Here is a 24,539-nt window from a genome sequence, read left to right as displayed (position 1 = left end):
CGTGACCGTCAATCTCGCTTCCTTCCTCTATCTGGTCTCCGGCATCCTGTTCATCCTGGCGCTGCGCGGCCTGTCGCATCCGACCACCAGCCGACAGGGCAATCTCTACGGCATGATCGGCATGGGCATTGCCATCGCCACCACGCTGGCACTGGCGCTGCCCTCGGCCGGCCGCTTCGGCCTGATCGTGCTGGGGCTTGCCATCGGCGGCGGCGTCGGCGCCTATGTGGCGCGCCGCATCGCCATGACCTCGATGCCGCAGCTGGTCGCCGCCTTCCACTCGCTCGTCGGTTTCGCTGCCGTCATGGTGGCGGCGGCCGCCATCTACGCGCCGGAAAGCTTTGGCATCGGCACGGCCGGCGACATCCATGCCCAGGCGCTCATCGAGATGAGCCTCGGCGTCGCCATCGGCGCCATCACCTTCACTGGCTCGGTCATCGCCTTCCTCAAGCTCGACGGCCGCATGTCCGGCAAGCCGATCATGATCGGCGGCCGCCACCTGATCAACATCGCGCTTGGCGTAGCCCTCGTGGTGCTGATCGTGCTGCTCGTCACCACCGAATCCAAGCTCATCTTCTGGCTGATCGTCGCCGCCTCGCTGGTGCTCGGCGTGCTTCTGATCATCCCGATCGGCGGCGCCGACATGCCGGTCGTGGTGTCGATGCTGAATTCCTATTCCGGTTGGGCGGCGGCGGCGCTCGGCTTCACGCTCGGCAATCTAGCGCTGATCATCACCGGTGCGCTGGTCGGCTCTTCCGGTGCGATCCTGTCCTACATCATGTGCAAGGGCATGAACCGCTCCTTCATCTCCGTCATCCTCGGCGGCTTCGGCGGCGAGACGGCTGCGGCTGCCGACGACGGGATCGAGCGCACCGTCAAGCAGGGCTCGGCCGACGACGCCGCCTATCTGATGATGAACGCGCAGAAGGTCATCATCGTGCCGGGCTATGGCATGGCGGTGGCCCAGGCCCAGCACGCGCTGCGCGAGATGGCCGACAAGCTCAAGGCCAACGGCGTCGAGGTAAAATACGCCATCCATCCGGTCGCCGGCCGCATGCCCGGTCACATGAACGTGCTGCTCGCCGAGGCCAATGTGCCCTATGACGAGGTGTTCGAGTTGGAGGATATCAACTCCGAATTCGCGCAGGCCGATGTCGCCTATGTCATCGGCGCCAACGACGTCACCAACCCGTCCGCGCGAGATGACAAGAGCAGCCCGATCTACGGCATGCCGATCCTCGACGTCGACAAGGCCCGCACCTGTCTCTTCGTCAAGCGCTCGCTGGGTTCGGGCTATGCCGGCATCGACAACACGCTGTTCTATAAGGACGGCACCATGATGCTGCTCGGCGACGCCAAGAAGATGACCGAGGAAATCGTCAAGGCTTTCGATCACTGATCCAGCTTGCCATCTCAAAGACCGAAAAGCCCGGCCGTGAGCCGGGCTTTGTCTTTCAATCACCGGATGGTTCAGTCTAGCCTTTGGACAGGAAAAGCGCCTCGTCTTCGTCGCGCTGCTTGCCGCCGAGAGCTGCGGCAGCGCTGGCGATGAATGCGCCGATGACCAATGCCAAGGCGCCGATCAGGGCAAATGAGGCCGTTGCCTTCCTGGCCGTGTCTGCCGCCTGCTTGGCCTTGGTCTTAGCCTCCTCCACCTTTGCAAGCACCGCATCGACACGGGCCTTTGCGTCGGCTTCCGGAAGGCCTGTGCGGGCAGTCACAAGCTGCGCCAGGTAGGCCTTGTCGTCGGCCGACACCTCACCGGCGGCAGCACTTGCGACCAGGATGCGAGACGCTTGCGCGGTGGTCGCCGCGTCGTTTTGCGGATTTGCGGCTGCAAGCTTGCTCGCATCCGCCGGACGGAACAGCGTGTCGACGAAATACGATGTCGCATTGTCGACCGAGGCGCCGTTGGCGTTTGCCGACGCGCCTGCCGAGGCACCCATCGCGGCGCCCGACGCGACAGTGGATGCCGCCTGCACGCCCGTCCCAACTGCAGCCGACAGGACCGAGCCGAGAACACCGGCGACAAGCAACGTGGCCAGCGCCCAGGCAAGGAAGCCGTGGGTGGTGTCGCGGAAATAGACCTCGTCAGTGTGGACGCCAACCCATTTGGTCCGCAACCGCCCGGCAAGATAACCGCCTAGGCCCGCCGACAGCCATTGCACGACGATCAACCAGGCGCCGGTGGTAGCCGCGAAGGTGGTGACCGAAGGGTTCGACGCGGACCAGGGCGAAACCATCGTCAGCCCGAGTCCGGAGCCGAGCAAGGTAAGGATGAGAGTCAAAGCCGAGGCTGCGAAAGCGCCAGCGATGATCGGCCCCCAACTGACGGCGGTGGCGGAGGATTCTAGCGTACCGGGAGCATCGGTTGCCGATAGGGTGGGCTGCATCGAAGCCTCCTAGCGGGCAAAAAGCATAATGAGAATGATGATCGGAATCGGAACCCCGAGCAACCAGAGCAAGATACCGCGGCCCATCGAAACCTCCTGAAACAAGTTGTGATCGATCTGTCACAATGTTTCAGGAGACCTTCTGTTCCGGTCGGATCACCCCATCCGCCACGGACGGCGGACCGACGGCAGGCTGAGAGGGCCGATTGGCACGGTCCTCAAATATCCAGATTGGCCACCGACAGCGCATTGTCCTGGATGAACTCGCGCCGCGGCTCCACCTCGTCGCCCATCAGCCGTGAGAACAAGCTGTCGGCGTCGGTCGCGTCGGCCACCTTGACCTGAAGCAGCGAGCGCACATTCGGATCCAGCGTGGTTTCCCAGAGCTGTTCGGCGTTCATCTCGCCAAGGCCCTTGTAGCGCTGCATGGTCAGTCCCTTGCGGCCCGCCGCGAACACCGCGTTGAGCAGCGCCAGCGGTCCGGAAAGGAGCTCGGAAGTCTCCTTGCGGCGCAGCGTCGGCTGCTCGCCATAGACTTCCGCCAGACGCGCTGCATAGCGGTCCAGCTGGCGCGCATCGGCCGAATTGATCAGCCCGGCATCGAGCTGGACCGCGTCCTTGACGCCGCGCACGGTGCGTTCGAAGACATAGCCGCCCGACCCGTCATTGGAGGTCGACAGCCGTCCGCTCCAGCCGCGCTCGGTCTCCTCGGCGATCATGTCGAGCCGCCTGGCGACGTGTTCGGCCATGGCGGTGGCGCGGCCGAGATCGGCGAGCACGTCGGCGTTGAGCGCGCCGGCGATCGCCGCCTGCTCGACGACACTGCGGTTGTAGCGCGTGTGCAGTCCGTTGATCAGGTGCCGCACCGCCAACGCGTCGTCGACGGCCCCGCGCAGGTCCTGTCCGGTCCGCACCTCGCCGGAGGCGAGCGTCAGTGAAGCCTCTTCCAGCCCGGACTCGATCAGATATTCCTCATAGGCGCTTTCGTCCTTGAGATATTGCGAGCTCTTGCCCCGCGTCACTTTGTAAAGCGGCGGCTGGGCGATGTAGAGATGGCCGCGCTCGATCAGCTCCGGCATCTGCCGAAAGAAAAAGGTGAGCAGCAGCGTGCGGATATGGGCGCCGTCGACGTCGGCGTCCGTCATCAGGATGATCTTGTGGTAGCGCAGCTTGTCGGCGTTGAACTCGTCCTTGCCGATCGAGGTGCCGAGCGCCGTGATCAGCGTGCCGATCATGTCGGAGCTGAGCATACGGTCGAAGCGCGCCCGCTCGACATTCAGGATCTTGCCCCGCAGCGGCAGGATAGCCTGGTTCTGGCGCGAGCGCCCGCCCTTGGCCGAGCCGCCGGCCGAGTCGCCCTCGACGATGAAGATTTCCGATTTCGCGGGATCGCGCTCTTGGCAATCGGCAAGCTTGCCGGGCAGCGAGGTGACGCCGAGCGTGCTCTTGCGGGTTATGTCGCGCGCCTTGCGCGCGGCTTCGCGCGCGGCGGCCGCCTGGATCACCTTCTCCACCACCACCTTGCCTTCGGTTGGATGCTCTTCCAGCCAGGTGCCCAGCGCCTCGTTGACTAGGCTTTCCACCACCGGCCGGACTTCCGAGGAGACCAGCTTGTCCTTGGTCTGCGAGGAGAATTTCGGATCCGGAACCTTGACCGACAGAACGGCCGTCAGGCCTTCGCGGCAGTCGTCGCCGGTCAGCGAAACCTTTTCCTTCTTGGTCTGGCCGGAGGACTCGCCATAGCCGGTGATCTGCCTGGTCAGCGCGGCGCGAAATCCGGCCAAATGCGTGCCGCCGTCGCGCTGCGGGATGTTGTTGGTGAAGGCCAGCACATTCTCGTGGTAGCTATCGTTCCACCACATCGCCACCTCGACGGTGATGCCGTCGCGCTCGGCGCGAATGGCGATCGGCTTCTCGATCAGCGGCTTCTTCACCCGGTCGAGATATTTCACGAACTCCTCTAGGCCGCCGTCATAATGCAGCTCGTGGCGCACGAGGTCGGCATGGCGCGCGTCGGTCAGCACGATGCGCACGCCGGAATTGAGGAAGGCGAGCTCGCGCAGCCGGTGCTCGAGCGTGTTGTAGTCGAATTCGACCATGGTGAAGGTTTCGGCTGACGGGAAGAAGGTGATCTCGCTGCCGCTGCGGCCTTCATAGGTCCCCGGTCGCTTGTCCTGCTCGTAGGTGCCGGTCTCCTTCAGCGGAGCGTCGGCATTGCCGTGCGTGAAGCTCATCTCGAAGATTTCGCCGTTGCGACGGATCTTGAGCTTGAGCCATGCCGAAAGAGCGTTGACCACCGAGACGCCGACGCCGTGCAGGCCACCCGAAACCTTGTAGGAGTTCTGGTCGAATTTGCCGCCGGCATGCAGCTGGGTCATGATCACTTCGGCCGCCGAGACGCCCTCACTGGGGTGGATATCGGTCGGAATCCCGCGGCCATTGTCGATAACGGTCACCGAGCCGTCGGGGTTGAGCGTCACCGAGACGAGATCGGCATGCCCGGCCAGCGCCTCGTCGATGGCGTTGTCCACCACCTCATAGACCATGTGATGCAGGCCCGAGCCGTCGTCGGTGTCGCCGATATACATGCCCGGCCGCTTGCGGACAGCATCCAACCCCTTCAAAACCTTGATGGAATCGGCGCCATACTCGGCTTCCGCGCCAATGGCGCTTTCGGTCTGATCGCTCATAAATACCTGTCTGATTGATGTCGCTGATCCGGCGCGGAAAAATGGTCCCGAATCGCGCCGTTTTGATGTCCTAGATATAGGCGCAAATGGCCGTTTTTCCAAGGTTTGCAGGCGTTTTGCCGGCTTGGCGAGCGGCCGTTGGCAGGCCGGGCGCGATACACCGGGAAGCGCGGTGCGGGCAGCGGGCTATGCCGGCGCGAAAGTCGCGCCCGAGCGGCCTTGCAACAGTCACATCGGGGCGGCTGCTATTCTGCCGGGAGGCCGGCGCGCAGCGCCTTCAGCGCCTCGCTCCAGCGGAACAACTCGTCCAGCATGGCCTTGGCGCCGCCCAGCACCTGCTCGCTCGGATGATACGCGCCCTCCTTGTCGAGCAAGGTCCTGTAGGAAGGCAGCGCCACGCCTTCCGGGATCGGCATGACGCCGACGGAGGTCAGCAGCGGCTTCAGCGCCTGTGCCGCGCGCAGGCCGCCGGACACCCCGCCATAGCTGAAGATGGCGGCGGGCTTGTAGCGCCACTCCTTGAGCAGATAGTCCACGGCGTTAACAATCGCCGGAGCGGCAAAGTAATTGTATTCCGGCGCCACGAAGACGAAGGCGTCGGCGGCGTCGATCGCCGTCGACCAGGCCTTGGTGTGGTCGTTCTCGTATTTGCGCAGGCGCGGATGATGCGGCTCGTCGAGCAGCGGCAGCTTGAAGGCGGCAATGTCGGCGAGCGCCGGCTCGAACTTGCCGTGCTCGCGCGCGAACCCCTCCAGCCACTCGGCGAAGATCGGTCCGGCCCGTCCCGGTCGCGTGCTGCCGATGATGATGCTCAACTGGTGCTTCACGGGTGGCTCCTCGATTGACGGTATCCGTTGGCGACTAAAGGAACCGGTCACCGTCAACAAGCAGCCATCGAAGGGCGCCGTTCACATTCAGGCGAGGCGGTCTCTCCATGGGCTTTCCGTTCGGTCACATGGACGCCCGCTTTGCCGCGCATTACATTTGCCGTCGTAGCGGAGCATCCGATGGACACAAAGCCCGCCCCCTTCGTGCCGCCTGCGCCGAAGCCGCGCACCCAGCCGCCCTCGACGCTGGAGATGATGCGCATCGTCTACCGCAACCCGCTCGAGCTGTGGGGCGAGCATACCTACAACGAGCCCTGGATCTCGGTGACCGGTATCGGCGGGCCGCTGGTCATCGCCAACGATCCCGGCCTCATCCGCCACGTGCTGGTCGACAACGCCAGGAACTACAAGATGGCGACGGTGCGCCAGCTGATCCTGCGCCCGATCCTGCGAGACGGCTTGCTCACCGCCGAGGGCGAGACGTGGAAGCGCTCGCGCAAGGCGATGGCGCCGGTGTTCACGCCGCGCCACATCTTCGGTTTCGCCGAGTCGATGCTGAAGCGCACGCTGGAATTCGCCACCCGCTACGAGGCCGGCGGCACGACTGACGTCGCCCGTGACATGACGATGCTCACCTATGACATCCTGGCCGAGACGCTGTTTTCCGGCGAGATCGCCGGCGAGCCCGGCAGCTTCGCCAAGGAGATCGACCGCCTGTTCGAGACCATGGGCCGGGTCGATCCGCTCGACCTGTTGCGCGCCCCGGAATGGCTGCCGCGGCTGACCCGCATCCGCGGCCGCAAGACCATGGCCTATTTCCGCAACATCGTTGCCAACACGGTGAAAATGCGCGAGGAGCGGCTGAAGCGCGATCCCGACGGCGTGCCGCAGGATTTCCTGACGCTACTCCTGAAAGCCGAGGGGCCGGATGGCCTGACCCGCGCCGAAGTCGAGGACAACATCATCACCTTCATCGGCGCCGGGCACGAGACTACGGCGCGCGCGCTCGGCTGGACGATCTACTGTCTCGCCGAAGCGCCCTGGGAGCGCGACAAGGTCGAGCAGGAGATCGATGCGGTGCTGGCGCGCGAGCCCGATCCGACAAGATGGCTGGACGCCATGCCGCTCACCCGCGCCGCCTTCGAGGAAGCGCTGAGGCTTTATCCGCCAGCGCCCTCGATCAATCGCGAGCCGATCGAGCCGGAGACCTGGAACGGCCTTTATATCCCGAGATACGCCGCCGTGCTGGTGATGCCCTGGGTGGTGCATCGCCATCGCAAGCTATGGGACAGGCCGGACGCCTTCATGCCGGAGCGCTTCCATCCGGAGAACCGCGAACGGATCGACCGCTTCCAGTATCTGCCTTTCGGCGCCGGGCCGCGCGTCTGCATCGGCGCCAGCTTCGCCATGCAGGAGGCGATCATTGCTTTGGCCATCCTGTTGTCGCGCTTCCGTTTCGACGTAACGTCACAAACTCGGCCATGGCCGGTGCAGAAGCTGACCACGCAGCCGCAGGGCGGCCTGCCGATGCAGATTTCCCGCCGCGCCTGATTGGAACGGTCCCGATCGGGAACAGTCTACCGGTCGGCGATCGGCCGGCGCTGCTGGAACTGGCCGGCGGCGCGGAAGCGCCAGAGATAGCTCGGCAGGATCGCGGCGATCGCCTGCGGCTGGATGCCGAGGCCATTGATCGTTCTGTTCGCCTTGGCGGCGGCTTCGGAGACGACGTTGTGCTCGCGCAGCTGCAGCACCTGGTCCTTGGTCAGCAGCGGATTGGGCAACAGCTGCAGGATCGAGGCTTGGATATTGGCCACCCACCACGGCACCGGCACCAGGAGGCGTCTGCGGTCGATAACGGCGAGCAGCTCCTGCATGCATTCCTTGAAGGTCAACACCTGCGGGCCGCCGAGCTCATAGGTCTGGCCACGCTCGACCTTGCCGTCGACCGAGCGTGCCACCGCCTCGGCGACGTCGCCGACATAGATCGGCTGGAATTTCGTCTCCCCGCCGCCGATCAGCGGCAGCACGGGCGAGAAGCGCGCCATGTTGGCGAAGCGGTTGAAGAAGGCGTCCTCGGGTCCGAAATTGATCGAGGGCCGCAAGACGACGGCGTCGGGCACCGTCTCGAACACTGCTTTCTCGCCGAGAGCCTTGGTGCGGGCATATCCCGACGGCGAGTTGAGGTCGGCGCCGAGCGCCGATATATGGGTGAGGCCGGCGCCGACCGATCGCGCGGCCTCGGCGACGGCGCGCGCGCCGAACTCGTGCACGGAGCCGAATTTCTGCCGGCCGCTCTCATGCAGTATGGCGACGAGGTTGACGACGTGGTCGGCGCCCTGAACGGCGCGGTCGACCGACCAGCGCACGCGCACATTGGCCTGCACCGGCTGGATCTGGCCGACATTGCCGAGCGGCTGCACATGGCCGGCAAGGTCGGGCCGCCGGCAGGCGACCCGGATGCGATAGCCGCGCTTGGCGAGCGCGCGAACGACATGACGGCCGACGAATCCCGAGCCGCCGAACACGACGACGAGCTTGGGGGTCTGCAGGATTTCGGTCATGGCTGGCTCCGCGCGCAAAAGCTTGGCTGAGCCGCTTCTTAATCCGTTTCGCGTCAAAGGCAAAGAGCGACCGGAGGTCGCCGCCGCCTTGTTTTTGAGCAATTCCAGGAAAGTGTGGAGCGGTTTTCCGTGCCGAATTGCGTCAGGGTAAAAGCCGCTCAGAACGCCTTGCCGATACGCGCGTCGACCGAATGCCGGTTGCCGCCTCGGATGACGAAGAAGGCGAGGATTGCCGCCCAAAGCAGCGACTTTTCCGCGCCCGAAAAGCCCTGGCCCATGGTGACCCAGTGGAACCATACCGTGACCAGAAGCACGATCAGGCCGGCGAAAGCGGCCGGGCGGGTGACGAGGCCGATGGCAATCAAAATGCCACCGAAGAATTCGGTGCAGGCGAGCAGCGGCGACCAGAAGACGCCAGGATAGAAGCCCAGACCTTCGACCATTTCCGTGGCGCCAAGCGGATTGACGATCTTCTGCGAGCCATGAATGGCGAGGAAGGCCCCGGCAACGGCGCGCAGCAGCGTTTCGGCCGCATTGTTCAGTGTCGCATAGAGTCCGCCTAGGGCCGGAACGATAAGCCTTGTTCTGGACGTGTCGGTGCTGGCGAACATGCGGTCTCCTTTTTGCTGATTTGACGGACGCAAAGGCGTCCACTCCGTCAAATAGAATAAACCTGACGAACTTTCGCATGTTTTATTGCCGCAGTGAGAAACAGAAAACCCCGCCGAGGCGGGGTTTTCCGGGCAGTGAGCGCACCGAAACAGGGTCCAACGAGGCGGCCTGACCTGAGACGGTATCAAGGCGGCGTGAAGCAAGCACGCCCGCCCCGGCCCTGGACGCCCGGCGCGACGGCCGCCAATCGCAAGCCGCGATCCAAGCCACCCTTTTGCGGCTTGCGATGTGGGGTGCCGCTGATGGGTCGCTGCCGGGCTAAGAAAGGTTCAAAGCGGCGCGAAGCAAATGCGCGCCTTGTTGCCGGGCGATGCCTCGATCAGGCCGAGTAGCGTTCGGCGAATTCGGAAATGCGCTGCACGACCGCCTTCGGGATATCGACACCGCGCGCCGTCGCCTTTTCAGCGGCCTCTGCCCGGGCACGGCCGGGGATGTGCACGCCGTAGCGCCGCCGCAGCCGGTCGAGCTGGTCCTTCATGCGCTGCTCAAAATCCGGATCGACCAATTTGGGCTCGATAGCGAGCACGAAGAGCCCGGTTCCGGGGCTGTCCGGCCCGCCGGAGAACCAGGGTGCGTCGAGCGACCAGTTGGCGCCGGAAATCCCCGCCGCCAGCACCTCGACCATAAGCGCGATGTTGGCGCCGCGCTGGCCGCCGAAGGCGAGCATCGCGCCCTTCATCGCCGCCGCCGGATCGGTGGTCGGGTTGCCGCTGGCATCGAGTGCCCAGCCCTCGGGGATCTTCCTGCCGTCTTCCGCCGCCTTGCGGATGTTGACGAAGGCGGTGGCGCTCGACGATTGGTCGATCACCAACGGCGGCCCGTCCGCGGCAGGCGCGGCAAAGGACATCGGGTTGGTGCAGTAGACCGGCTTGACCGAGCCCGAGCCTGCAAGCACCGCCGGCCCGTTGGTCGCGGCGAACGAGACCAGCCCCTGCGCTGCCAGCCGTCCGGTGAAATAGCCGAGCGCGCCGCAGGTATAGGCGTTCCTTTGCGAGAAGATGGCGACGCCGAACAGCCTCGCCGCCTTGACGAGGTCATCTATAGTGCGGTCGAAGCCGGTATGGGCAAGCCCGCCGCGCGCGTCGGACAGGTAGACGGCCAGCGCCGGCCGGGTGACGACCGGATCGGCATCGCCGTCGATGCGACCGTCCTCGATGGCCTCCAGATAGTCGATGAAATGCGACAGGCCGACCGCCGACAGGCCTTCTGCTTGCGCGGCGATGATCGAGGCAACCAGCGACTGCGTCGCCTCCTCGTTGGCGCCGGCGCCGAGCGCCGCCATGCGGCAGAGCCCTGTTGCCTGGTCGAGAGTGAGTTGCATCGGAGCCGTCCTGAGGGAGTAAGGGAGTAGGGGGAAATTGTGGAGCAAATAGCGAATGGGGATGGAAATGTGAATGCGGATCGTGGCTGAACACTCCCCTATTCCCCTACTCCCCTACTCCCCTGCTAACCGATCTTGACCGGAATCCGGGCCTCGATGCGGCTGAAGATGAGAACCAGGATGCCGGTGATGGTCATGTAGATCAGCGCCAGCAGCAGCAAGGGCTCGTAGGTGAGATAAGTGTCCTGCCGCACCTTGGACGAGACGGCGAAGATATCGATGACGCTGATCGTCGCCACCAGCGGCGTCGACTTGAGCTGCAGCACGGTTTCGCCGGTCAGTGTCGGAAGCGCGCGGAAAAAGGCCTGCGGCAGCCAGATGCGGCGGAAGATCTTGAAGCGGCTCATGCCGAAGGCGCGCGCGGCTTCCAGCTGCCCTTTCGGCACGCCGGCGAAGGCGCCGCGCATCACCTCGCCTTCATAGCCGGCGAATGACAAGGTCAACGCCAATACGCCGTAGGGCCAGGCTTGCCTGAGATAGGGCCACATCCAGGACTCGCGGATCCATGGATATTGCGGAAAAAGCGATCCAAGCCCGTAGTAGAGCAGCCACAGTTGCAGCAGCAGCGGCGTACCGCGGATGATGGTGCAGAAGATCTTGGCCGGTGCGGCGAGCCAGAACGGCCCACCGGCCTGCGCCAGCCCAAGCGGTACGGCTAGTATAAAGCCCAGCGCGCAGGTCACGACGAGGATCCACAGCGACCGCCAGATGCCGAGCAGCCCCATCTGCCAATATTGCGGCAGCCAGTCCCAGCGCATGAAGAAGGCCGCGCAGAGGACCAATCCCAGCGCGATTAGGATCAGCACGATGCGGTGCGGCTTCAGCCAGAGCGAGGCACGCGCCGCCATATTGATCGCGGTCGCTTCGGCCGACATCAGCGCGCCTCCTTGACGGAAGGCATGCCGCGCCGCGACCAGGCCTCGACGCGGCCGATGATCACGTTGGAAAACAGCGTCAGCGCCAGATAAAGCGCGCCGGCAGCAAGATAGAAGACCAGATAGGCCTTGGTGACGCCGGCCGCCTGACGCGTCGCGAGCGTCAGTTCGAAGAAGCCGACGACGGCAAGCAACGCGGTGTCCTTGGTGGCGATCAGCCAGAGATTGGCAAGGCCGGGAATGGCGAAAGGCAGCATTGCCGGCAATGTTATGCGCCTCAACATCAGGCCGGGCGGCATGCCATAGGCGCGGGCGGCCTCGATCTGGCCTTGTGGGATGGACAGGATGGCGCCGCGGATGACTTCCGTCGAATAGGCGCCCTGCACGACGCCAAGGACAAAGATGCCGGCGGCCAGCCCGCTGATGTCGACGCGCTGGTAACCCATCGCGGTCAGCAGCTGATTGATGAGATCGGTGCCGGCGTAATAGAGCAGCAGGATCAGCACCAGTTCCGGCACGGCGCGCACCACCGTGGTGTAGACGGCGAGCAGATCGCGCGTCACCGGTCCGCCGTAAAGCTTGCCCCAGGCGCCGCCGGTGCCGATCAAAAGACCAAGGCAGGTGGCGCCGATGGCGATCTCGATCGAATGCAGCAATCCGACCAGCAGGGTGCCGCCCCAGCCGGGCGGCACGGGCGACAGGAGTTCGATGATGCCGGCCGCCGAGGCCGGAAGAAAGGCATTGATCAGCTTCGCCCCCGAATTGCTGGCAGCCGCCGACCGCAGCGTTCAGCGGCGGGCTTGCGTGGCAAGGTTTGGGCCAAGGGGCATGGCGCTGGCCATGCCCCCAAATATCAAATGGAGGCGTCAGTTCGACTGCGTGGCGCCGCCATAGATGTCGAAGTCGAAGTATTTCTTGGAGATCTCATCGTACTTGCCGTTGGCGCGGATCGCCTTGATGCCGGCGTTGATCTTTTCCTTGAGCGCGGTGTCTTCCTTGCGCACGCCGGCGCCGACGCCCGGCCCCAGCACCTCGTCGTCCGGCGCGACCATGCCCTTCAGATCGCAGCAGGCCTTGCCCTGGTCCGTCTTGAGGAATTCGCCGAGCGCGATGGAGTCGGCCTGCACCGCATCGAGACGGCCGGCGGCGAGATCGTTGTTGGCCTCGTCCTGCGTCTGGTATTCCTTGATCTCCTGCGCGCCGGTGAAGTGCTTCTTGGCGTAGACGGCATGCACGGTCGACACCTGAACGCCGATCACCTTGCCTTTGAGATCGTCCGGCGTGGCGCCGAACTTCTGATCCTTCGGTCCGATGATTGCTGTCGGCGTGTTGTAGTACTTATCCGAGAAGTCGATCGTCTTCTTGCGCTCGTCGGTGATCGACATCGAGGAGACGATAAGGTCGATCTTCTTGGTGGTGAGCGCCGGAATGATGCCGTCCCAGGCAACGGGCGTGATGACGCAGTCGAGCTTCTCCTCGGCGCAGACAGCGTCGATGAAATCGATCTCCCAGCCGACCCACTTGCCCGTCGCGTCCGGCGAGGTGAATGGCGGATAGGGCTCGGCGGCGACGCCGATCTTGACCTGATCGGCCTTGGCCACGCCCATCGCGGCGACGCCGAACAGCAGCGCCGCGGCGAAGGTCTTGAGAACAGTCTTCATTTCAGGACTCCCAGTTTGTTGTCGTTCCCGGTTTTCGCTCCGCTTGACGCCGGCCCTAGCCGACATTGCGGAGGAATTGCTTGAGCCTTTCGGATTTTGGCGCGCCGAACAGCTGTTCCGGCGGGCCTTCTTCCTCGACCAGCCCGTTGTAGAGGTAGACGACATGGGTCGCGACCTCGCGGGCGAATTTCATTTCATGCGTCACCAGCACCATGGTGCGCCCCTCGCGCGCCAGGTCGCCGATCACCTTCAGCACCTCGCCGACCAGCTCCGGATCGAGCGCGGAGGTCGGCTCGTCGAACAGCATGACGCGCGGATTGATCGCCAGTGCCCTGGCGATCGCGGCGCGCTGCTGCTGGCCGCCCGACAGGAATGCCGGGTAGACGTCGCGCTTCTCCGCCAGCCCGACCCGGGCGAGCAGCTTCTCGGCCTGGGCGATCGCCTCGTCGCGCTTGACGCCGAGCACGTGCACCGGAACCTCGATGACGTTCTCGATCAGCGTCATGTGGCTCCACAGGTTGAAGTTTTGGAACACCATGCCGAGTCTCGAGCGGATGCGCTCGATCTGCTTGCGGTCGGCAGGAACCGTATGGCCGTGGCTGTCGGCCTTCAGCTTGATCTCCTCGCCATTGACACGGATGATGCCGCTGGTCGGGTTTTCCAGGCAGTTGATGCAGCGCAGCAGCGTCGACTTGCCGGAGCCCGAGCCGCCGATGATGGCGATCACCTCGCCGTCGCGCCCGACAGCGAAACGCCCTTCAGCACATGCAACTGGCCGAACTTCTTGTGCAGGTTCTCGACATGGATGGCTTCGGCGGCGCCGCTCTGCGCTTGGCCGGCTGGGACGGCGGCGGCTTCCACCGCGCTCACCGGGCAACCTCTGTAGGGGCGACGGCAGTTCGTCGAACGTCCATCCGGCTCATCAACATACGCTGTACTGTCCCGCTCCTCACTTCAGCATGGACCCGGCAGCGCGAGCCCGTCAATCCCGTTCATTACGGCACTTGCGACCTTGTTGCGCAAGTGTATAAATAGCCGTTCATGAAATTTTTTCGGTTTTTTTCATCTTAAAAGGTCATTGATGAGCGCTTTCGGATCACAATCCATGGCAGCGCCGCTGCGGCGCGTTCTCATGCGGTCGGCGGCGAACGCGATGCGCGACGCCGACAGAGCTCAATGGCACTACGGCCCGGGGTTCAACCCGGCAAAGGCAGCGTCGCAGCACGCGGTCCTTGCTGAACTGGTAGCCGCTTCCGGCGCCGAAATCGAATGGATCGAGGACAAGGCCGACGGCCTTTCGGATTCGGTGTTCACGCACGACCCATCGCTGATGACCGAGCACGGTGCGCTGATCCTGTCCATGGGCAAGCCATTGCGCGCCAGGGAACCCTCCCTGCATGAAGAAACCTACAGAGGGCTGGGTATTCCGATCCTCGGCCGCGTCGAGGCTCCCGGCCAGGTCGAAGGCGGTGATTGCGTATGGGTGGATGCCCGCACGCTGGCGATCGGGCGCGGGGTCCGCTCCAACCAGGAAGGCATCCAGCAGGTTTCGAACCTGCTGACGCCGCTGGGAATTTCTGTCTACGGTTTTGATCTGCCGCTGTGGCAGGGGGAAGAGGCGTGCCTGCATCTGATGTCGGTGATCAGCCCGCTGGCCGACGATCTCGCGCTGGTCTATTCGCCGCTGTTGCCGGCTCCGTTCTATCAGATGCTGAAGGCGCGCGGCATCAGGCTGGTCGAAGGCGACGCCGGAGAATTCGCCGCTTCCAACGGCCTCAGCCTGAACGTGCTGCCGACCAGCCCGCACAAGGTCATTGCCGTTGCGGGCTTTCCCAAGACCAAAGCCGCGATGGAGGCCGCCGGCTGCACGGTTGAGATTTTCGAGGCGGATGCGCTCTGTATCGCCTGCGAAGGCGGGCCGACATGCCTGACGCGGCCGATCCTGCGCCGATGACGGCGCGCCGCAAGTTCCGTCGCGAGGGCGAGGAGCGGCGGCGGCAGGATCTGATCGAAGCGACTCTGGACTGCGTGGCGGAATATGGCCTGCAGGGCGCCACTTTGCGCACCATCGCATTGCGTGCCGGCGTCACCGCCGGCCTGATCCGGCACTATTTCCCCGGCAAGGAAGAATTGCTGCAGGGGGCCTATACGGCGCTGGTCGGCCGCATGACCGAGCAGGCGAAAGCAGCATTGGTCATGGAAGAGGCTTCGCCTCGCCAACGCCTTGCAGCTTTCGTCACCGCCAATCTCAGCGCGCCGATCATCGACCAGCGGGTGTTTTCGCTCTGGGCGACCTTCATCGGCCGTGCCGGTGCGGATCCGACGCTCGCCCGTGCTCACCGCGAAGGCTATCTTGGCTTTCGTAACGAGGTGGAAGCGGTCGTCGCCGAGGTGCTCGCCGCCGAACAGCGCGAACCGGACGCAAGTCAGCTGCGCCGTCATGCCATCGCCATCAATGCGATCATCGACGGGCTTTGGATCGAAGGCTGCCTGGCCGGTGAGATGTTCTCGCCCGGCGAGTTGGCGGCGATTGGCATCAAGGCTGTCGAGGCCGAACTCGGCCTCGCGCCGCTGAAGCATGATCCCGAAAAGTAGGACCCGGTTTTCGGAGAAAGATCATGCTCAACAAAGGTTAGATCGGGATGGCAATTCAACGAAACGCCATCACGGGCCAGAGCAATTCCAGGAAAAGGTGAAAAGCGGTTTCCCGTCCGGGATTGCGTAACAAACAAAGAGATAGAGCAAATCACCGTTTCCGTTAAACGGTGATCCGCTCCAAAGGGAGAAAACCAATGACCACGCTCGGCGAAGCGCTCATCACCTTGCTCGAGGCGCATGGCGTCGACACCGTCTTCGGCATTCCAGGCGTCCATACGGTCGAGCTTTATCGCGGCTTGGCGCGTTCGAAGATCCGCCACATCACGCCGCGCCACGAGCAGGGCGCCGGCTTCATGGCCGACGGCTACGCCCGCGCCGGCGGCCGGCCGGGCGTGGCTTTCGTCATCACCGGACCCGGCCTCACCAACACCATCACCGCGATGGGCCAGGCGCGCGCCGATTCGGTGCCGATGCTGGTGATCTCCGGTGTCAATGCCACCGATACGCTCGGCAAGGGTTTGGGCTTCCTGCACGAATTGCCGGACCAGCGCGGCATGATGGAGAAGGTGGCGCTGTCTTCTGAGCGTGTCACCGAGGCCGAGGAACTGCCGGGTGCGCTCGCCCGCGCCTTCGCCGTCTTCTCCTCGTCGCGGCCGGGTCCGGTTCACATAGAGATCCCGACAAACGTCATGGTGAAGCCCGCCGAGGGGCTCGCGCCGGTGCTCGGCTACGCCGCGCCGCCCGCTCCGGACGCGGCGGCGGTTGCCGAGGCTGCGAGGTTGATCAAGGCGGCTCGCCGTCCGCTGATTCTTGCCGGTGGCGGTGCCAAGAAGGCCGACGCGGCACTGACGCGCTTCGCCGAAGCGCTCGGCGCGCCGGTGGTCGAGACCGCCAATGCGCGCGGCCTGCTGCATGGCCACCCGCTCTTGGTGCCGGCAAGCCCCAGCCTCAAGGCGGTGCGCGCGCTGATGGCGGACGCCGATCTGGTGATCGCCGCCGGCACCGAATTCGGCCCCACCGACTATGACGGCTACGGCGATGGCGGCTTCGTGCTGCCGCCGAGCCTCATCCGCATCGATATCGGCGCCGACCAGCTCGCGCGCCGTCCGGTGACGGTTGGCATCCACGCCGATTGTGCCGAGGCGCTTTCTGCCCTGCTGGCTGCACTCGGCGCGGCTCATGTCGCCGCGAAAGACGGCGAAGCCCGCGCTGCCGCAGGGCGAGAGGCCGCTCTGGCGGAGCTGCGGCCAGACTATCTGTCGCAGCTGCGCGCGGTGGAGACGATCCGTGACGCGCTGCCCGGCGCCATCATCGTCGGCGACTCGACGCAACCGATCTACGCCGCCAATCTTTATTACGACCACGACCGTCCGGCCGGCTGGTTCAATGCCGCGACCGGTTTCGGCGCGCTGGGCTACGGTCCGCCGGCGGCGATCGGTGCCGCCCTTGCCGTGCCCGAAGCGCCGGTCGTGTGCCTCACCGGCGACGGCGGCTTCCAGTTCACCTTGCCGGAGCTCGGCGCGGCGCTCGACGCCGAGGCGCCGGTGATCTTCGTCGTCTGGAACAATCGCGGTTATCGCGAGATCGAGACCTCGATGCTTGATGTCGGCGTCGAGCCGGTCGGCGTGTCGCCGGCGCCGCCGGATTTCTGCAAGCTCGCCGAGGCCTACGGCATCGAAGCCGAGCGGCTGACAGGGGTCGGTGACCTGGCCGGTGCGCTGAAGCGCGCGCGAACTGCCGGCAAGCCGCGGGTTATAGAAATCACCGTCGATTGAAGGTCCTGGCGACCGTCCCATCCGGCCGAGACGCAGCCCGCGCCACGTTACGCGGCTTTGTCTCGACGCATGCAAAGACGGGACGCCTGCCATGTCGATATTTCAATTGAGTGACAACGCGAAAGGCGCGACGTTCGAGGCTGGGGCGGCATAACCATAAGAATACGACAGGAGCAGTCGAAATATGACGGAAACGCTTAACGGCAGGCATGTCGTGGTGACGGGCGGCACCGGGGCGCTCGGCGGCGCGGTTGTCGGCAGATTGCTGGAGCAGGGCGCGATTTGCCACGTGCCCAATGCGCATGCCGCGGCTCCGCCGCATTTTCCCTACGCGGCTCACGCCAGTGTCCATCTGGCGCACAATGTCGACCTGTCGGACTCCGCCAAGGTCGAGGCCTTCTACCATCAGGTTCCGGAGCTTTGGGCTTCGATCCATCTCGCCGGCGGTTTCACCATGGCGCCGGTCGAAAAGATCGAGACGGCATCCTTTGCCGAGATGATGGACACCAATGCCCGGACCACCTTCCTTTGCAGCCGCGCCGCGGTGCGCTCGATGCTGACGTCGGGCACCGCTGGGCGCATCGTCAACGTCAGCGCGCGTGCCGGGCTTGATCCCAGGCGCGGCGCCGGAATGGTCGCCTATGCCGCGAGCAAGGCGGCGGTCGCCGCGATGACCCAGGCGATGGCCGAGGAGCTGAAGCACAAGGGCATCCTGGTCAATGCGGTCGCGCCCTCGACGCTCGACACGCCCACCACCCGCGCCGACATGCCCGACGCCGATTTCACCAAATGGGTCAGCCTCGAGGCCGCCGCCGAGGCGATCGCCTATCTCGCCTCGCCCGCCAATCAGGCGATGAGCGGCACGCTGGTGCCGCTCTACGGGCGAGCCTGACCTCATAGATCAAAGTGCAATGAAAAACCCCGCCGGATCGCTCCAGCGGGGTTTTTGCTTTCGGTAAAGAAAGGAGCTTAGTTGCCCTGCTTCTTCAGCGCCGCGCCCAGGATGTCTCCCAGCGAGGCGCCGGAGTCGGTCGAGCCGTACTGGGCGACCGCTTCCTTCTCCTCGGCGATTTCCAGCGCCTTGATCGAGACCTGCAGCTTGCGGGTCTTCTTGTCGAAGGCGATGACGCGGGCGTCGACCTTCTGGCCGACGGTGAAGCGCTCGGGGCGCTGCTCGTCGCGGTCACGGGAAAGGTCCGAACGCTTGATGAAGGTATCGAGGCCGCTGTCGACCAGCCGCACTTCCAGACCGCCATCCTTCACCGCGGTGACCTCGCAGGTGACGACGGCGTTCTTGCGCAGCTCGCCGCTGCTCGCCGCCTCGCCGACCGTGTCGCGGGCCAGCTGCTTGATGCCGAGCGAGATTCGCTCCTTCTCGATGTCGACGTCGAGCACCTGCGCCTTGACCATGTCGCCGCGATTGTACTCTTCGATCACCTGCTCGCCCGGACGGGTCCAGTCGAGGTCGGAGAGGTGCACCATGCCGTCCACGTCGCCTTCCAGGCCGACGAACAGGCCGAACTCGGTCTTGTTCTTGACCTCGCCCTCGACCTGGCTGCCGACCGGATGGTTGCGCGCGAAGGCTTCCCACGGGTTCTCCAGCGTCTGCTTGAGGCCGAGCGAGATGCGGCGCTTGGCCGGATCGACCTCGAGCACCACCACGTCGACTTCCTGCGTCGTCGACAGGATCTTGCCGGGATGCACGTTCTTCTTTGTCCACGACATTTCCGAAACGTGGATGAGGCCCTCGATGCCCGGCTCCAGCTCGACGAACGCGCCGTAGTCGGTGATATTGGTGACGGTGCCCTTGATCTTCTTGCCGATCGGGAACTTGGTGCCGATATCCGACCACGGATCGCTCTCGAGCTGCTTCATGCCGAGCGAGATGCGGTGGGTTTCCTGGTTGATGCGGATGATCTGCACCTTGACCGTCTGGCCGATGTTGAGGATCTCGGTCGGATGGTTGACGCGGCGCCATGCCATATCGGTGACATGCAGCAGGCCGTCGATGCCGCCGAGGTCGACGAACGCACCGTAGTCGGTGATGTTCTTGACCACGCCCTCGACCACCTGGCCCTCTTCGAGGTTCTGCACGATTTCCGAACGCTGTTCGGCGCGGCTCTCCTCGAGCACGGTGCGGCGCGACACCACGATGTTGCCGCGGCGGCGATCCATCTTGAGGATCTCGAAGGGTTGCGGGTTGTGCATCAGCGGAGAGACGTCGCGGATCGGACGGATGTCGACCTGGCTGCGCGGCAGGAACGCCACGGCGCCGTCGAGATCGACGGTGAAGCCGCCCTTTACCTGGTTGAAGATGACGCCTTCGACGCGCTCACCCTTGGTGAACTTCTCTTCGAGGCGCACCCAGCTCTCCTCGCGGCGGGCCTTCTCGCGCGACAGCATGGCCTCGCCAAGCGCGTTCTCGATGCGCTCGACATAGACCTCGACGGTGTCGCCGACCTTGAGGGAGGAATCCTTGCCCTTGGCGCCGAATTCCTTCAGCGGCACGCGGCCTTCGACCTTGAGGCCGACATCGATGATGGCCATGTCCTTTTCGATCGCGGTGATCGTGCCCCGGACAACCTGGCCCTCGCCGGAATGGCCGGCGGTGAATGATTCTTCGAGCATGCTCGCGAAATCATCGCGAGTGGGATTTGCAGCTGACATTGTTTCTCCTGGAATGCTTCGCACAACAAGCGAAGCGGGCGCCGTGGGTTAGCGTTGCGTGAGCCTGCCGGCGTTCCGGGCTGAAGAGCCCTCGGCCGCTTAAGCGGCAAGTCCGGCGCATAGAGAATGCTGGCAGGCTGGTTCGTGCCCGATATGGGTATTTTCATCGCCTCCGGCAACGGAAAACACGAGGAAAACCCGCATCAGGCCTTGTTTCTCTTGGCCAGCAGTCTTTGATGGTTAGCCATGGCCGCCAGAAACGCGGTCTCTATAGACACTTCGCCGGTGTCAGGCAAGTGCGCGTCGCGGCGGTGCGCGTGCTCCGCCCGAATGTTTTTGCGATTACGCGTTCGCGGTTGCAGTTCTTTTTTGCCGACATGGATTGTCACGGGGAGCATCACCATGCAGTCAAGCGCCACTTTCAACATCTTCCTGCCGGTTGCCCTCGTCATCATCATGCTGGGGCTTGGCCTGTCGCTCAAGCTCCAGGACTTCTTGCAGGTGGTGCTGCGACCGAAGGCCCTCCTGGTGGCTCTTATCGTGCAGATACTGGTTCTTCCCGTCCTTTGCTTCGGCATCGTGTCGGTTTCGGCTTTGCCGCCTGCCATGGCGGTCGGCATGATGCTGCTCGCGGCCAGTCCCGGCGCCCCGTCCGCGGTTCTCTTCACCCACCTTGCCAAGGGCGATACGGCGCTCAGCCTGACGCTGACGGCGATCAGCTCAATGGTGGCGCTTGTGTCGGTGCCATTGATCACCAATTTTTCGCTGCTGCATTTCTATGGCGCCGGGCACGTCATCCCGCTGCCGATCGAGAAATTCCTGCAGTTCTTTGCCGTTGTGCTTGTCCCGGTTTCGATCGGAGTTGCCGTCCGGCACCGCTACACGGCCCTGGCCGAGCGCCTGGAGGGGCCCGTCAAGCTACTGGCGACGCTTTTTCTTGCGGCGGTCGTTATTTTTGCCGTCGTCGATCAGCGGCAGGTCATCGTGACCTGGGGACCTGTTGTCGGCTTTGCCGCCTTTGCGTTCAACGTGGTGAGCATGGCGCTCGGCTACGCCGTTCCGTCGCTGCTGCGCCTGGAGAGGCGGCAGGCGGTCGCCATCACCATGGCAACGGCCATCCACAACGCCGCGTTCGTCATAGCCCTGGCGCTTAGCGAATATCTGCTCAACAATGCCGAAATGGCCATCCCGCCAGCGCTTTACGCCTTGATTGCCTATGTCACCGCGGCGGTTTTCGTAGCCGTCGTGAGCAGGTCAGGCAGACCTGCGATCGAAGGCACGATCCGGTCGTGATAGCCAAGCTCAGGCGAGGTCTTTCGCGGCCATGGCTCGGTCAACGATAGCCATGGCCGCCAGAAACGCGGCCTCGATTGCCATGTCGCTGGTGTCGAGCAAGTGCGCGTCCGCCGCCGGCTTGAGCGGGGAGTCGGCACGGCCCATATCGCGCTCGTCGCGGCGCTCGATGTCGGCGAGAATCGTGGCAAAATCGGCGCTGCCGCCCATGCTTTCGATCTCGGCCAGCCGGCGCCTTGCCCGCACTTCCGCGCTCGCTGTGACATAGAGCTTGATATCGGCGTCGGGACACACGACCGTGCCGATGTCGCGTCCGTCGAGCACCGCGCCTGGCGGCGCCTTGGCGAACTCGCGCTGCTTATCGACCAGGATGCGCCGGACCGACGGAATGACGGCGACCTTTGAGGCGGCCTCGCCTACCGCATGCGCCGAAAGCACCGTACGGTCGAGGTTCGAAAGATCGACTTGGCGTGCCGCGGTTTCCGCCGCCGAGACATTGTCGAGCGGCAGACCGAGCTCGAGCAGCTTATGGGCGACGGCGCGATAGGTGAGGCCGGTATCGAGCAGGTTCAGCCGGTAATGATCGGCGAGCCGGCGAGCGAGTGTGCCCTTGCCGGCGCCCGCGGGGCCGTCGATTGCGATGGTGAAGGGGGTGCTCATTGGCTCGCCTCGAACGATAGGCGCAATGAGCAAGATGAGCGCCGCGATCCTTCGCGCGCCCCTCTGTCCTGCCGGACATCTCCCCCGCTTGGGGGGAGATCAGCCGTCATCGCGGCTTGCGCCAATTGTCTAAGTTGCAGGATTGAGCGGAGCGCCGGAGCCGCCAATCTCCCCCCTTGCGGGGGAGATGTCCGGCAGGACAAAGCAGGGTGCTGTTCCGCCTGCATCTCGGTTCGGCTCCAACCCATCGCCCGTCACTCGATCTCGGCGCCGAGCCCCTTCATCAGCCCCATGAATTCCGGAAAGCTCGTCGCGATCATGTTGGCGTCGTCGATGGTCACCGGCTTTTCCGTCGCCAGCCCCATCACCAGGAAACTCATGGCGATGCGATGGTCGAGATGCGTCTTCACCGCCGTGTCCGGCCCGTTGGGATGAGCGCCCAGGCCCTTGCCGCCGGGCTTGCCGCGCACGGCGAGCGAGGCTTCGCCCTCGCTGCAGTCGACGCCGTTGAGCTTCAGCCCGTTGGCCACCGCCGACAACCGGTCGGATTCCTTGACGCGCAATTCCTCCAGACCCTGCATCAGCGTCTCGCCTTCGGCGAAAACAGCGGCGACTGCTAGCACCGGATATTCGTCGATCATCGACGGCGCCCGCTCCGGCGGCACCACGACACCTTTGAGGTCGGAGGAGCGCACGCGCAGGTCCGCCACGTCCTCGCCGCCGGCATTGCGCGGGTTGAGGATGTCAATGCGGCCGCCCATCTCCTGCAATGTGAGGAGCAGCCCGGTGCGGGTCGGGTTCATCAGCACGTTCTCGATCACGATATCCGAGCCCGGCACGATGAGCGCCGCCACGAGCGGGAAGCCGGCCGAGGAGGGATCGCCCGGCACGGCGATAGTCTGCCCCGTGAGCTTGCCCTGGCCCTCGATGAAGATGTGGCGCACGCCGCGCTCGTCGGTCTCGACGGTCAGGTTGGCGCCGAAGCCTTTCAGCATCTTTTCGGTGTGATCGCGCGTCATCACCGGCTCGATGACGGTGGTGATGCCCGGCGTGTTGAGGCCGGCAAGCAATACCGCCGACTTCACCTGGGCGGACGCCATCGGCACGCGATAGGTTATCGGCGCGGCATGCTTGGGGCCGCGCAGCGTGATCGGCATGCGGTCGCCGGGCGCCGCTTTCAGCACCTGCACGCCCATCTGGCGCAGCGGCTCCAGCACCCGGCCCATCGGCCGGCCGGAGAGCGAGGCGTCGCCGATAAAGGTCGTCTCCATGTCATAGGTGCCAACCAGGCCCATGGTGAGCCGCGAGCCGGTGCCCGCATTGCCGAAATCGAGCGGGCCTTCCGGCTCCAGCAGCGCGCCGTTGCCGGTGCCGCGGATCACCCATTCGGCGCCCGTCTTTTCGATATGCGCGCCCATCGCCTTCATGGCGGCGCCCGTGCGCATCACGTCTTCGCCTTCCAGCAGGCCGGTGATGCGCGTCTCGCCGGAAGCCAGGCCGCCGAACATGAAGGAGCGGTGCGAGATCGACTTGTCGCCCGGCACCCGCGCCGTGCCGGCAAGGGCAGGGGATTTGCGGGCCGTAGCCGGCTTCGGGGCGGCAGCGTGAGACATTGTCCTGTTCCAAATGCGGGCGCCGGCGGGCCGGCTCAATTCGTCGTGTTGCGGCGGTCTCGTATCACGGCGCGCCGCAATGGTCATCCCCTCACGCGGGCCTTCGAATGCAAGGTTTTGCGATGCCGGCTTTTGGCTTTGACAGCGCGGAAAACTGCGGTTAAGGGGACCATTCTTTTTTTGACGAGGCTTGCTGTGGCAAAACCTGAACTTGGCACAAAACGTGTCGACCCCGAAACGGGGCGGAAATTCTACGATCTGAACAAGGACCCGATCGTCTCGCCCTACACCGGCAAGAGCTATCCGCGCTCCTATTTCGAGGAAGGCAAGATTTCCGCGATCGAGGACGATGAGGACGTCGCCGACAAGGAAGTCGACTCCGAGGAGGAAGAAGGCGCCGAAATCGTCTCGCTCGAAGATGCGGACGAGGAGACCAAGGGCGGCGGCGACGATCTGCCCGATCTCGGCGACGACGAGGATGATGTCGATCTCGGTGACGATGACGATGACACCTTCCTTGCCGACGAGGAGGAAGAGGACGACGACGTTTCCGATATGATCGGCGTCGGCGACGACGAGGACGAGGTCTGATTTCGGCCCCGGCGCGATTGTTTGCCGGCCATTTTGACCTGTGACGAAAAAGCGGCTTTTCAAGGCTTGATCTTGACCGAAGGCGGCGCTAGAAGCCGCCAGCACTAAACGACGGCGCGGTGCCCAACCGCGCCGGATCTCTTCGCCGGAAACGGCGCCGGCTGACTGCCGGGAGTGGGGCCATAGCTCAGTTGGGAGAGCGCTTGAATGGCATTCAAGAGGTCGTCGGTTCGATTCCGATTGGCTCCACCAAACAGTCTTTCTGTGATGCTCGGTTTCGCG

Annotated in this window: 21 protein-coding genes, 1 tRNA gene and 1 pseudogene; 9 read left to right on the top strand and 14 right to left on the bottom strand. The window is 64.5% G+C overall.

All coding sequences use genetic code 11. The annotated features are described in order from the left end of the window. Position 1: 1 nt before the first annotated feature. The gene (locus CK218_RS14520; RefSeq protein WP_067324170.1) at positions 2–1,399 is read left to right on the top strand and encodes an NAD(P)(+) transhydrogenase (Re/Si-specific) subunit beta; all 1,398 of its coding nucleotides are present in this window, start codon (positions 2–4) and stop codon (positions 1,397–1,399) included. 76 nt (positions 1,400–1,475) lie between these two features. Here the strand turns inward: CK218_RS14520 and CK218_RS14515 are convergent, their stop codons facing one another. The 3 genes from CK218_RS14515 to CK218_RS14505 form a co-directional block, all read right to left on the bottom strand. Beyond that, positions 1,476–2,393, bottom strand: a complete 918-nt coding sequence (locus CK218_RS14515; RefSeq protein WP_095828149.1) for a hypothetical protein — start codon at positions 2,391–2,393, stop codon at positions 1,476–1,478. A gap of 218 nt (positions 2,394–2,611) precedes the next feature. Next, the gene (gyrB, locus tag CK218_RS14510) at positions 2,612–5,083 is read right to left on the bottom strand and encodes a DNA topoisomerase (ATP-hydrolyzing) subunit B (RefSeq protein ID WP_095828148.1); all 2,472 of its coding nucleotides are present in this window, start codon (positions 5,081–5,083) and stop codon (positions 2,612–2,614) included. Positions 5,084–5,328: 245 nt separating this feature from the next. Next, positions 5,329–5,910 (bottom strand): NADPH-dependent FMN reductase, encoded by a 582-nt coding sequence (locus CK218_RS14505; RefSeq protein ID WP_095828147.1) that lies wholly within the window; start codon positions 5,908–5,910, stop codon positions 5,329–5,331. Positions 5,911–6,090: 180 nt separating this feature from the next. On the opposite strand from CK218_RS14505, the gene CK218_RS14500 reads away from it, so the two are divergent. Then, on the top strand, positions 6,091–7,461 hold the full coding sequence (locus CK218_RS14500) for a cytochrome P450 (RefSeq protein WP_095828146.1): 1,371 nt from the start codon (positions 6,091–6,093) through the stop codon (positions 7,459–7,461). 26 nt (positions 7,462–7,487) lie between these two features. On the opposite strand, the gene CK218_RS14495 is transcribed toward CK218_RS14500, so the two are convergent. The 7 genes and pseudogenes from CK218_RS14495 to CK218_RS14465 all read right to left on the bottom strand — a co-directional run bounded on the left by CK218_RS14495 (position 7,488) and on the right by CK218_RS14465 (position 13,930). Further along, positions 7,488–8,471, bottom strand: a complete 984-nt coding sequence (locus CK218_RS14495) for a complex I NDUFA9 subunit family protein (RefSeq protein ID WP_095777001.1) — start codon at positions 8,469–8,471, stop codon at positions 7,488–7,490. 158 nt (positions 8,472–8,629) lie between these two features. Then, entirely contained in the window at positions 8,630–9,082 is a 453-nt protein-coding gene (locus tag CK218_RS14490; protein WP_095828145.1) for a DoxX family protein, read from the bottom strand. A 380-nt stretch (positions 9,083–9,462) separates the two neighbouring features. After that, positions 9,463–10,464, bottom strand: coding sequence for an Ldh family oxidoreductase (locus tag CK218_RS14485; RefSeq protein ID WP_095828144.1), 1,002 nt, complete (start codon positions 10,462–10,464; stop codon positions 9,463–9,465). A 125-nt stretch (positions 10,465–10,589) separates the two neighbouring features. Continuing rightward, positions 10,590–11,399 (bottom strand): ABC transporter permease, encoded by an 810-nt coding sequence (locus tag CK218_RS14480; RefSeq protein WP_067003383.1) that lies wholly within the window; start codon positions 11,397–11,399, stop codon positions 10,590–10,592. Beyond that, a complete protein-coding gene (locus tag CK218_RS14475) occupies positions 11,399–12,064 on the bottom strand; it encodes an ABC transporter permease subunit (protein ID WP_127247917.1) in 666 nt (221 codons plus the stop codon). The genes CK218_RS14480 and CK218_RS14475 overlap by 1 nt, the downstream gene beginning before the upstream one ends. Before the next feature lie 201 nt (positions 12,065–12,265). Continuing rightward, entirely contained in the window at positions 12,266–13,060 is a 795-nt protein-coding gene (locus CK218_RS14470) for a transporter substrate-binding domain-containing protein (RefSeq protein ID WP_067324186.1), read from the bottom strand. A gap of 55 nt (positions 13,061–13,115) precedes the next feature. Continuing rightward, positions 13,116–13,930, bottom strand: a pseudogene (locus CK218_RS14465) (ABC transporter ATP-binding protein). Between the two features lie 211 nt (positions 13,931–14,141). Here CK218_RS14465 and CK218_RS14460 point away from each other — a divergent pair. From CK218_RS14460 to CK218_RS14445, 4 genes are all read left to right on the top strand, one after another. Beyond that, positions 14,142–15,014 (top strand): dimethylarginine dimethylaminohydrolase family protein, encoded by an 873-nt coding sequence (locus CK218_RS14460; protein ID WP_095777103.1) that lies wholly within the window; start codon positions 14,142–14,144, stop codon positions 15,012–15,014. Next, on the top strand, positions 14,984–15,655 hold the full coding sequence (locus CK218_RS14455) for a TetR family transcriptional regulator C-terminal domain-containing protein (protein WP_095777005.1): 672 nt from the start codon (positions 14,984–14,986) through the stop codon (positions 15,653–15,655). Before CK218_RS14460 ends, CK218_RS14455 begins: the two co-directional genes overlap by 31 nt. Positions 15,656–15,852: 197 nt before the next feature. Continuing rightward, complete coding sequence (locus tag CK218_RS14450; protein ID WP_095828143.1) at positions 15,853–17,433, top strand: 5-guanidino-2-oxopentanoate decarboxylase; 1,581 nt, start codon at positions 15,853–15,855, stop codon at positions 17,431–17,433. A gap of 184 nt (positions 17,434–17,617) precedes the next feature. Continuing rightward, positions 17,618–18,325 (top strand): SDR family NAD(P)-dependent oxidoreductase, encoded by a 708-nt coding sequence (locus CK218_RS14445; RefSeq protein ID WP_095828142.1) that lies wholly within the window; start codon positions 17,618–17,620, stop codon positions 18,323–18,325. A gap of 77 nt (positions 18,326–18,402) precedes the next feature. Here the strand turns inward: CK218_RS14445 and rpsA are convergent, their stop codons facing one another. Together rpsA and CK218_RS14435 are read right to left on the bottom strand one after the other, a co-directional pair. Next, positions 18,403–20,100 (bottom strand): 30S ribosomal protein S1, encoded by a 1,698-nt coding sequence (gene rpsA, locus CK218_RS14440; RefSeq protein WP_095828141.1) that lies wholly within the window; start codon positions 20,098–20,100, stop codon positions 18,403–18,405. A 203-nt stretch (positions 20,101–20,303) separates the two neighbouring features. After that, positions 20,304–20,504 (bottom strand): hypothetical protein, encoded by a 201-nt coding sequence (locus tag CK218_RS14435; protein ID WP_067003398.1) that lies wholly within the window; start codon positions 20,502–20,504, stop codon positions 20,304–20,306. Between CK218_RS14435 and CK218_RS14430 the strand changes: the two genes are divergently transcribed. After that, positions 20,503–21,393 carry a bile acid:sodium symporter family protein gene (locus CK218_RS14430; protein ID WP_095828140.1) on the top strand — a complete coding sequence of 297 codons (891 nt, stop codon included), beginning with the start codon at positions 20,503–20,505 and terminating at the stop codon, positions 21,391–21,393. The genes CK218_RS14435 and CK218_RS14430 overlap by 2 nt on opposite strands. Positions 21,394–21,402: 9 nt before the next feature. Here CK218_RS14430 and cmk read toward each other — a convergent pair whose 3' ends face one another. Together cmk and aroA are read right to left on the bottom strand one after the other, a co-directional pair. Continuing rightward, positions 21,403–22,053: a (d)CMP kinase gene (gene cmk, locus CK218_RS14425; protein WP_067003402.1), complete on the bottom strand. Its 651-nt coding sequence runs from the start codon at positions 22,051–22,053 to the stop codon at positions 21,403–21,405. Positions 22,054–22,307: 254 nt separating this feature from the next. Next, positions 22,308–23,666 carry a 3-phosphoshikimate 1-carboxyvinyltransferase gene (gene aroA / locus CK218_RS14420; RefSeq protein ID WP_067003404.1) on the bottom strand — a complete coding sequence of 453 codons (1,359 nt, stop codon included), beginning with the start codon at positions 23,664–23,666 and terminating at the stop codon, positions 22,308–22,310. Positions 23,667–23,861: 195 nt separating this feature from the next. Between aroA and CK218_RS14415 the strand changes: the two genes are divergently transcribed. Both CK218_RS14415 and CK218_RS14410 read left to right on the top strand, forming a co-directional pair. Then, on the top strand, positions 23,862–24,257 hold the full coding sequence (locus CK218_RS14415; protein WP_067003406.1) for a TIGR02300 family protein: 396 nt from the start codon (positions 23,862–23,864) through the stop codon (positions 24,255–24,257). Positions 24,258–24,433: 176 nt separating this feature from the next. Next, a tRNA-Ala gene (locus CK218_RS14410) sits at positions 24,434–24,509 on the top strand. Positions 24,510–24,539: the final 30 nt, after the last annotated feature.

It is taken from the genome of Mesorhizobium sp. WSM3879 (assembly GCF_002294915.1).
Lineage (GTDB): Bacteria > Pseudomonadota > Alphaproteobacteria > Rhizobiales > Rhizobiaceae > Mesorhizobium.
This window is presented reverse-complemented; position numbering and strand designations above follow the sequence as displayed.

Excerpts from the sequence above, each read along its gene's own strand:
- CK218_RS14430 (WP_095828140.1), top strand. The coding sequence starts at position 20,503 with ATGCAGTCAAGCGCCACTTTCAACATCTTCCTGCCGGTTGCCCTCGTC.
- CK218_RS14500 (WP_095828146.1), top strand. The coding sequence starts at position 6,091 with ATGGACACAAAGCCCGCCCCCTTCGTGCCGCCTGCGCCGAAGCCGCGC.
- rpsA (WP_095828141.1), bottom strand. The coding sequence starts at position 20,100 with ATGTCAGCTGCAAATCCCACTCGCGATGATTTCGCGAGCATGCTCGAA.
- CK218_RS14515 (WP_095828149.1), bottom strand. The coding sequence starts at position 2,393 with ATGCAGCCCACCCTATCGGCAACCGATGCTCCCGGTACGCTAGAATCC.
- CK218_RS14480 (WP_067003383.1), bottom strand. The coding sequence starts at position 11,399 with ATGTCGGCCGAAGCGACCGCGATCAATATGGCGGCGCGTGCCTCGCTC.
- aroA (WP_067003404.1), bottom strand. The coding sequence starts at position 23,666 with ATGTCTCACGCTGCCGCCCCGAAGCCGGCTACGGCCCGCAAATCCCCT.
- gyrB (WP_095828148.1), bottom strand. The coding sequence starts at position 5,083 with ATGAGCGATCAGACCGAAAGCGCCATTGGCGCGGAAGCCGAGTATGGC.
- CK218_RS14460 (WP_095777103.1), top strand. The coding sequence starts at position 14,142 with ATGAGCGCTTTCGGATCACAATCCATGGCAGCGCCGCTGCGGCGCGTT.
- cmk (WP_067003402.1), bottom strand. The coding sequence starts at position 22,053 with ATGAGCACCCCCTTCACCATCGCAATCGACGGCCCCGCGGGCGCCGGC.
- CK218_RS14435 (WP_067003398.1), bottom strand. The coding sequence starts at position 20,504 with ATGGTGATGCTCCCCGTGACAATCCATGTCGGCAAAAAAGAACTGCAA.
- CK218_RS14495 (WP_095777001.1), bottom strand. The coding sequence starts at position 8,471 with ATGACCGAAATCCTGCAGACCCCCAAGCTCGTCGTCGTGTTCGGCGGC.
- CK218_RS14455 (WP_095777005.1), top strand. The coding sequence starts at position 14,984 with ATGCCTGACGCGGCCGATCCTGCGCCGATGACGGCGCGCCGCAAGTTC.
- CK218_RS14490 (WP_095828145.1), bottom strand. The coding sequence starts at position 9,082 with ATGTTCGCCAGCACCGACACGTCCAGAACAAGGCTTATCGTTCCGGCC.
- CK218_RS14485 (WP_095828144.1), bottom strand. The coding sequence starts at position 10,464 with ATGCAACTCACTCTCGACCAGGCAACAGGGCTCTGCCGCATGGCGGCG.
- CK218_RS14470 (WP_067324186.1), bottom strand. The coding sequence starts at position 13,060 with ATGAAGACTGTTCTCAAGACCTTCGCCGCGGCGCTGCTGTTCGGCGTC.
- CK218_RS14445 (WP_095828142.1), top strand. The coding sequence starts at position 17,618 with ATGACGGAAACGCTTAACGGCAGGCATGTCGTGGTGACGGGCGGCACC.
- CK218_RS14450 (WP_095828143.1), top strand. The coding sequence starts at position 15,853 with ATGACCACGCTCGGCGAAGCGCTCATCACCTTGCTCGAGGCGCATGGC.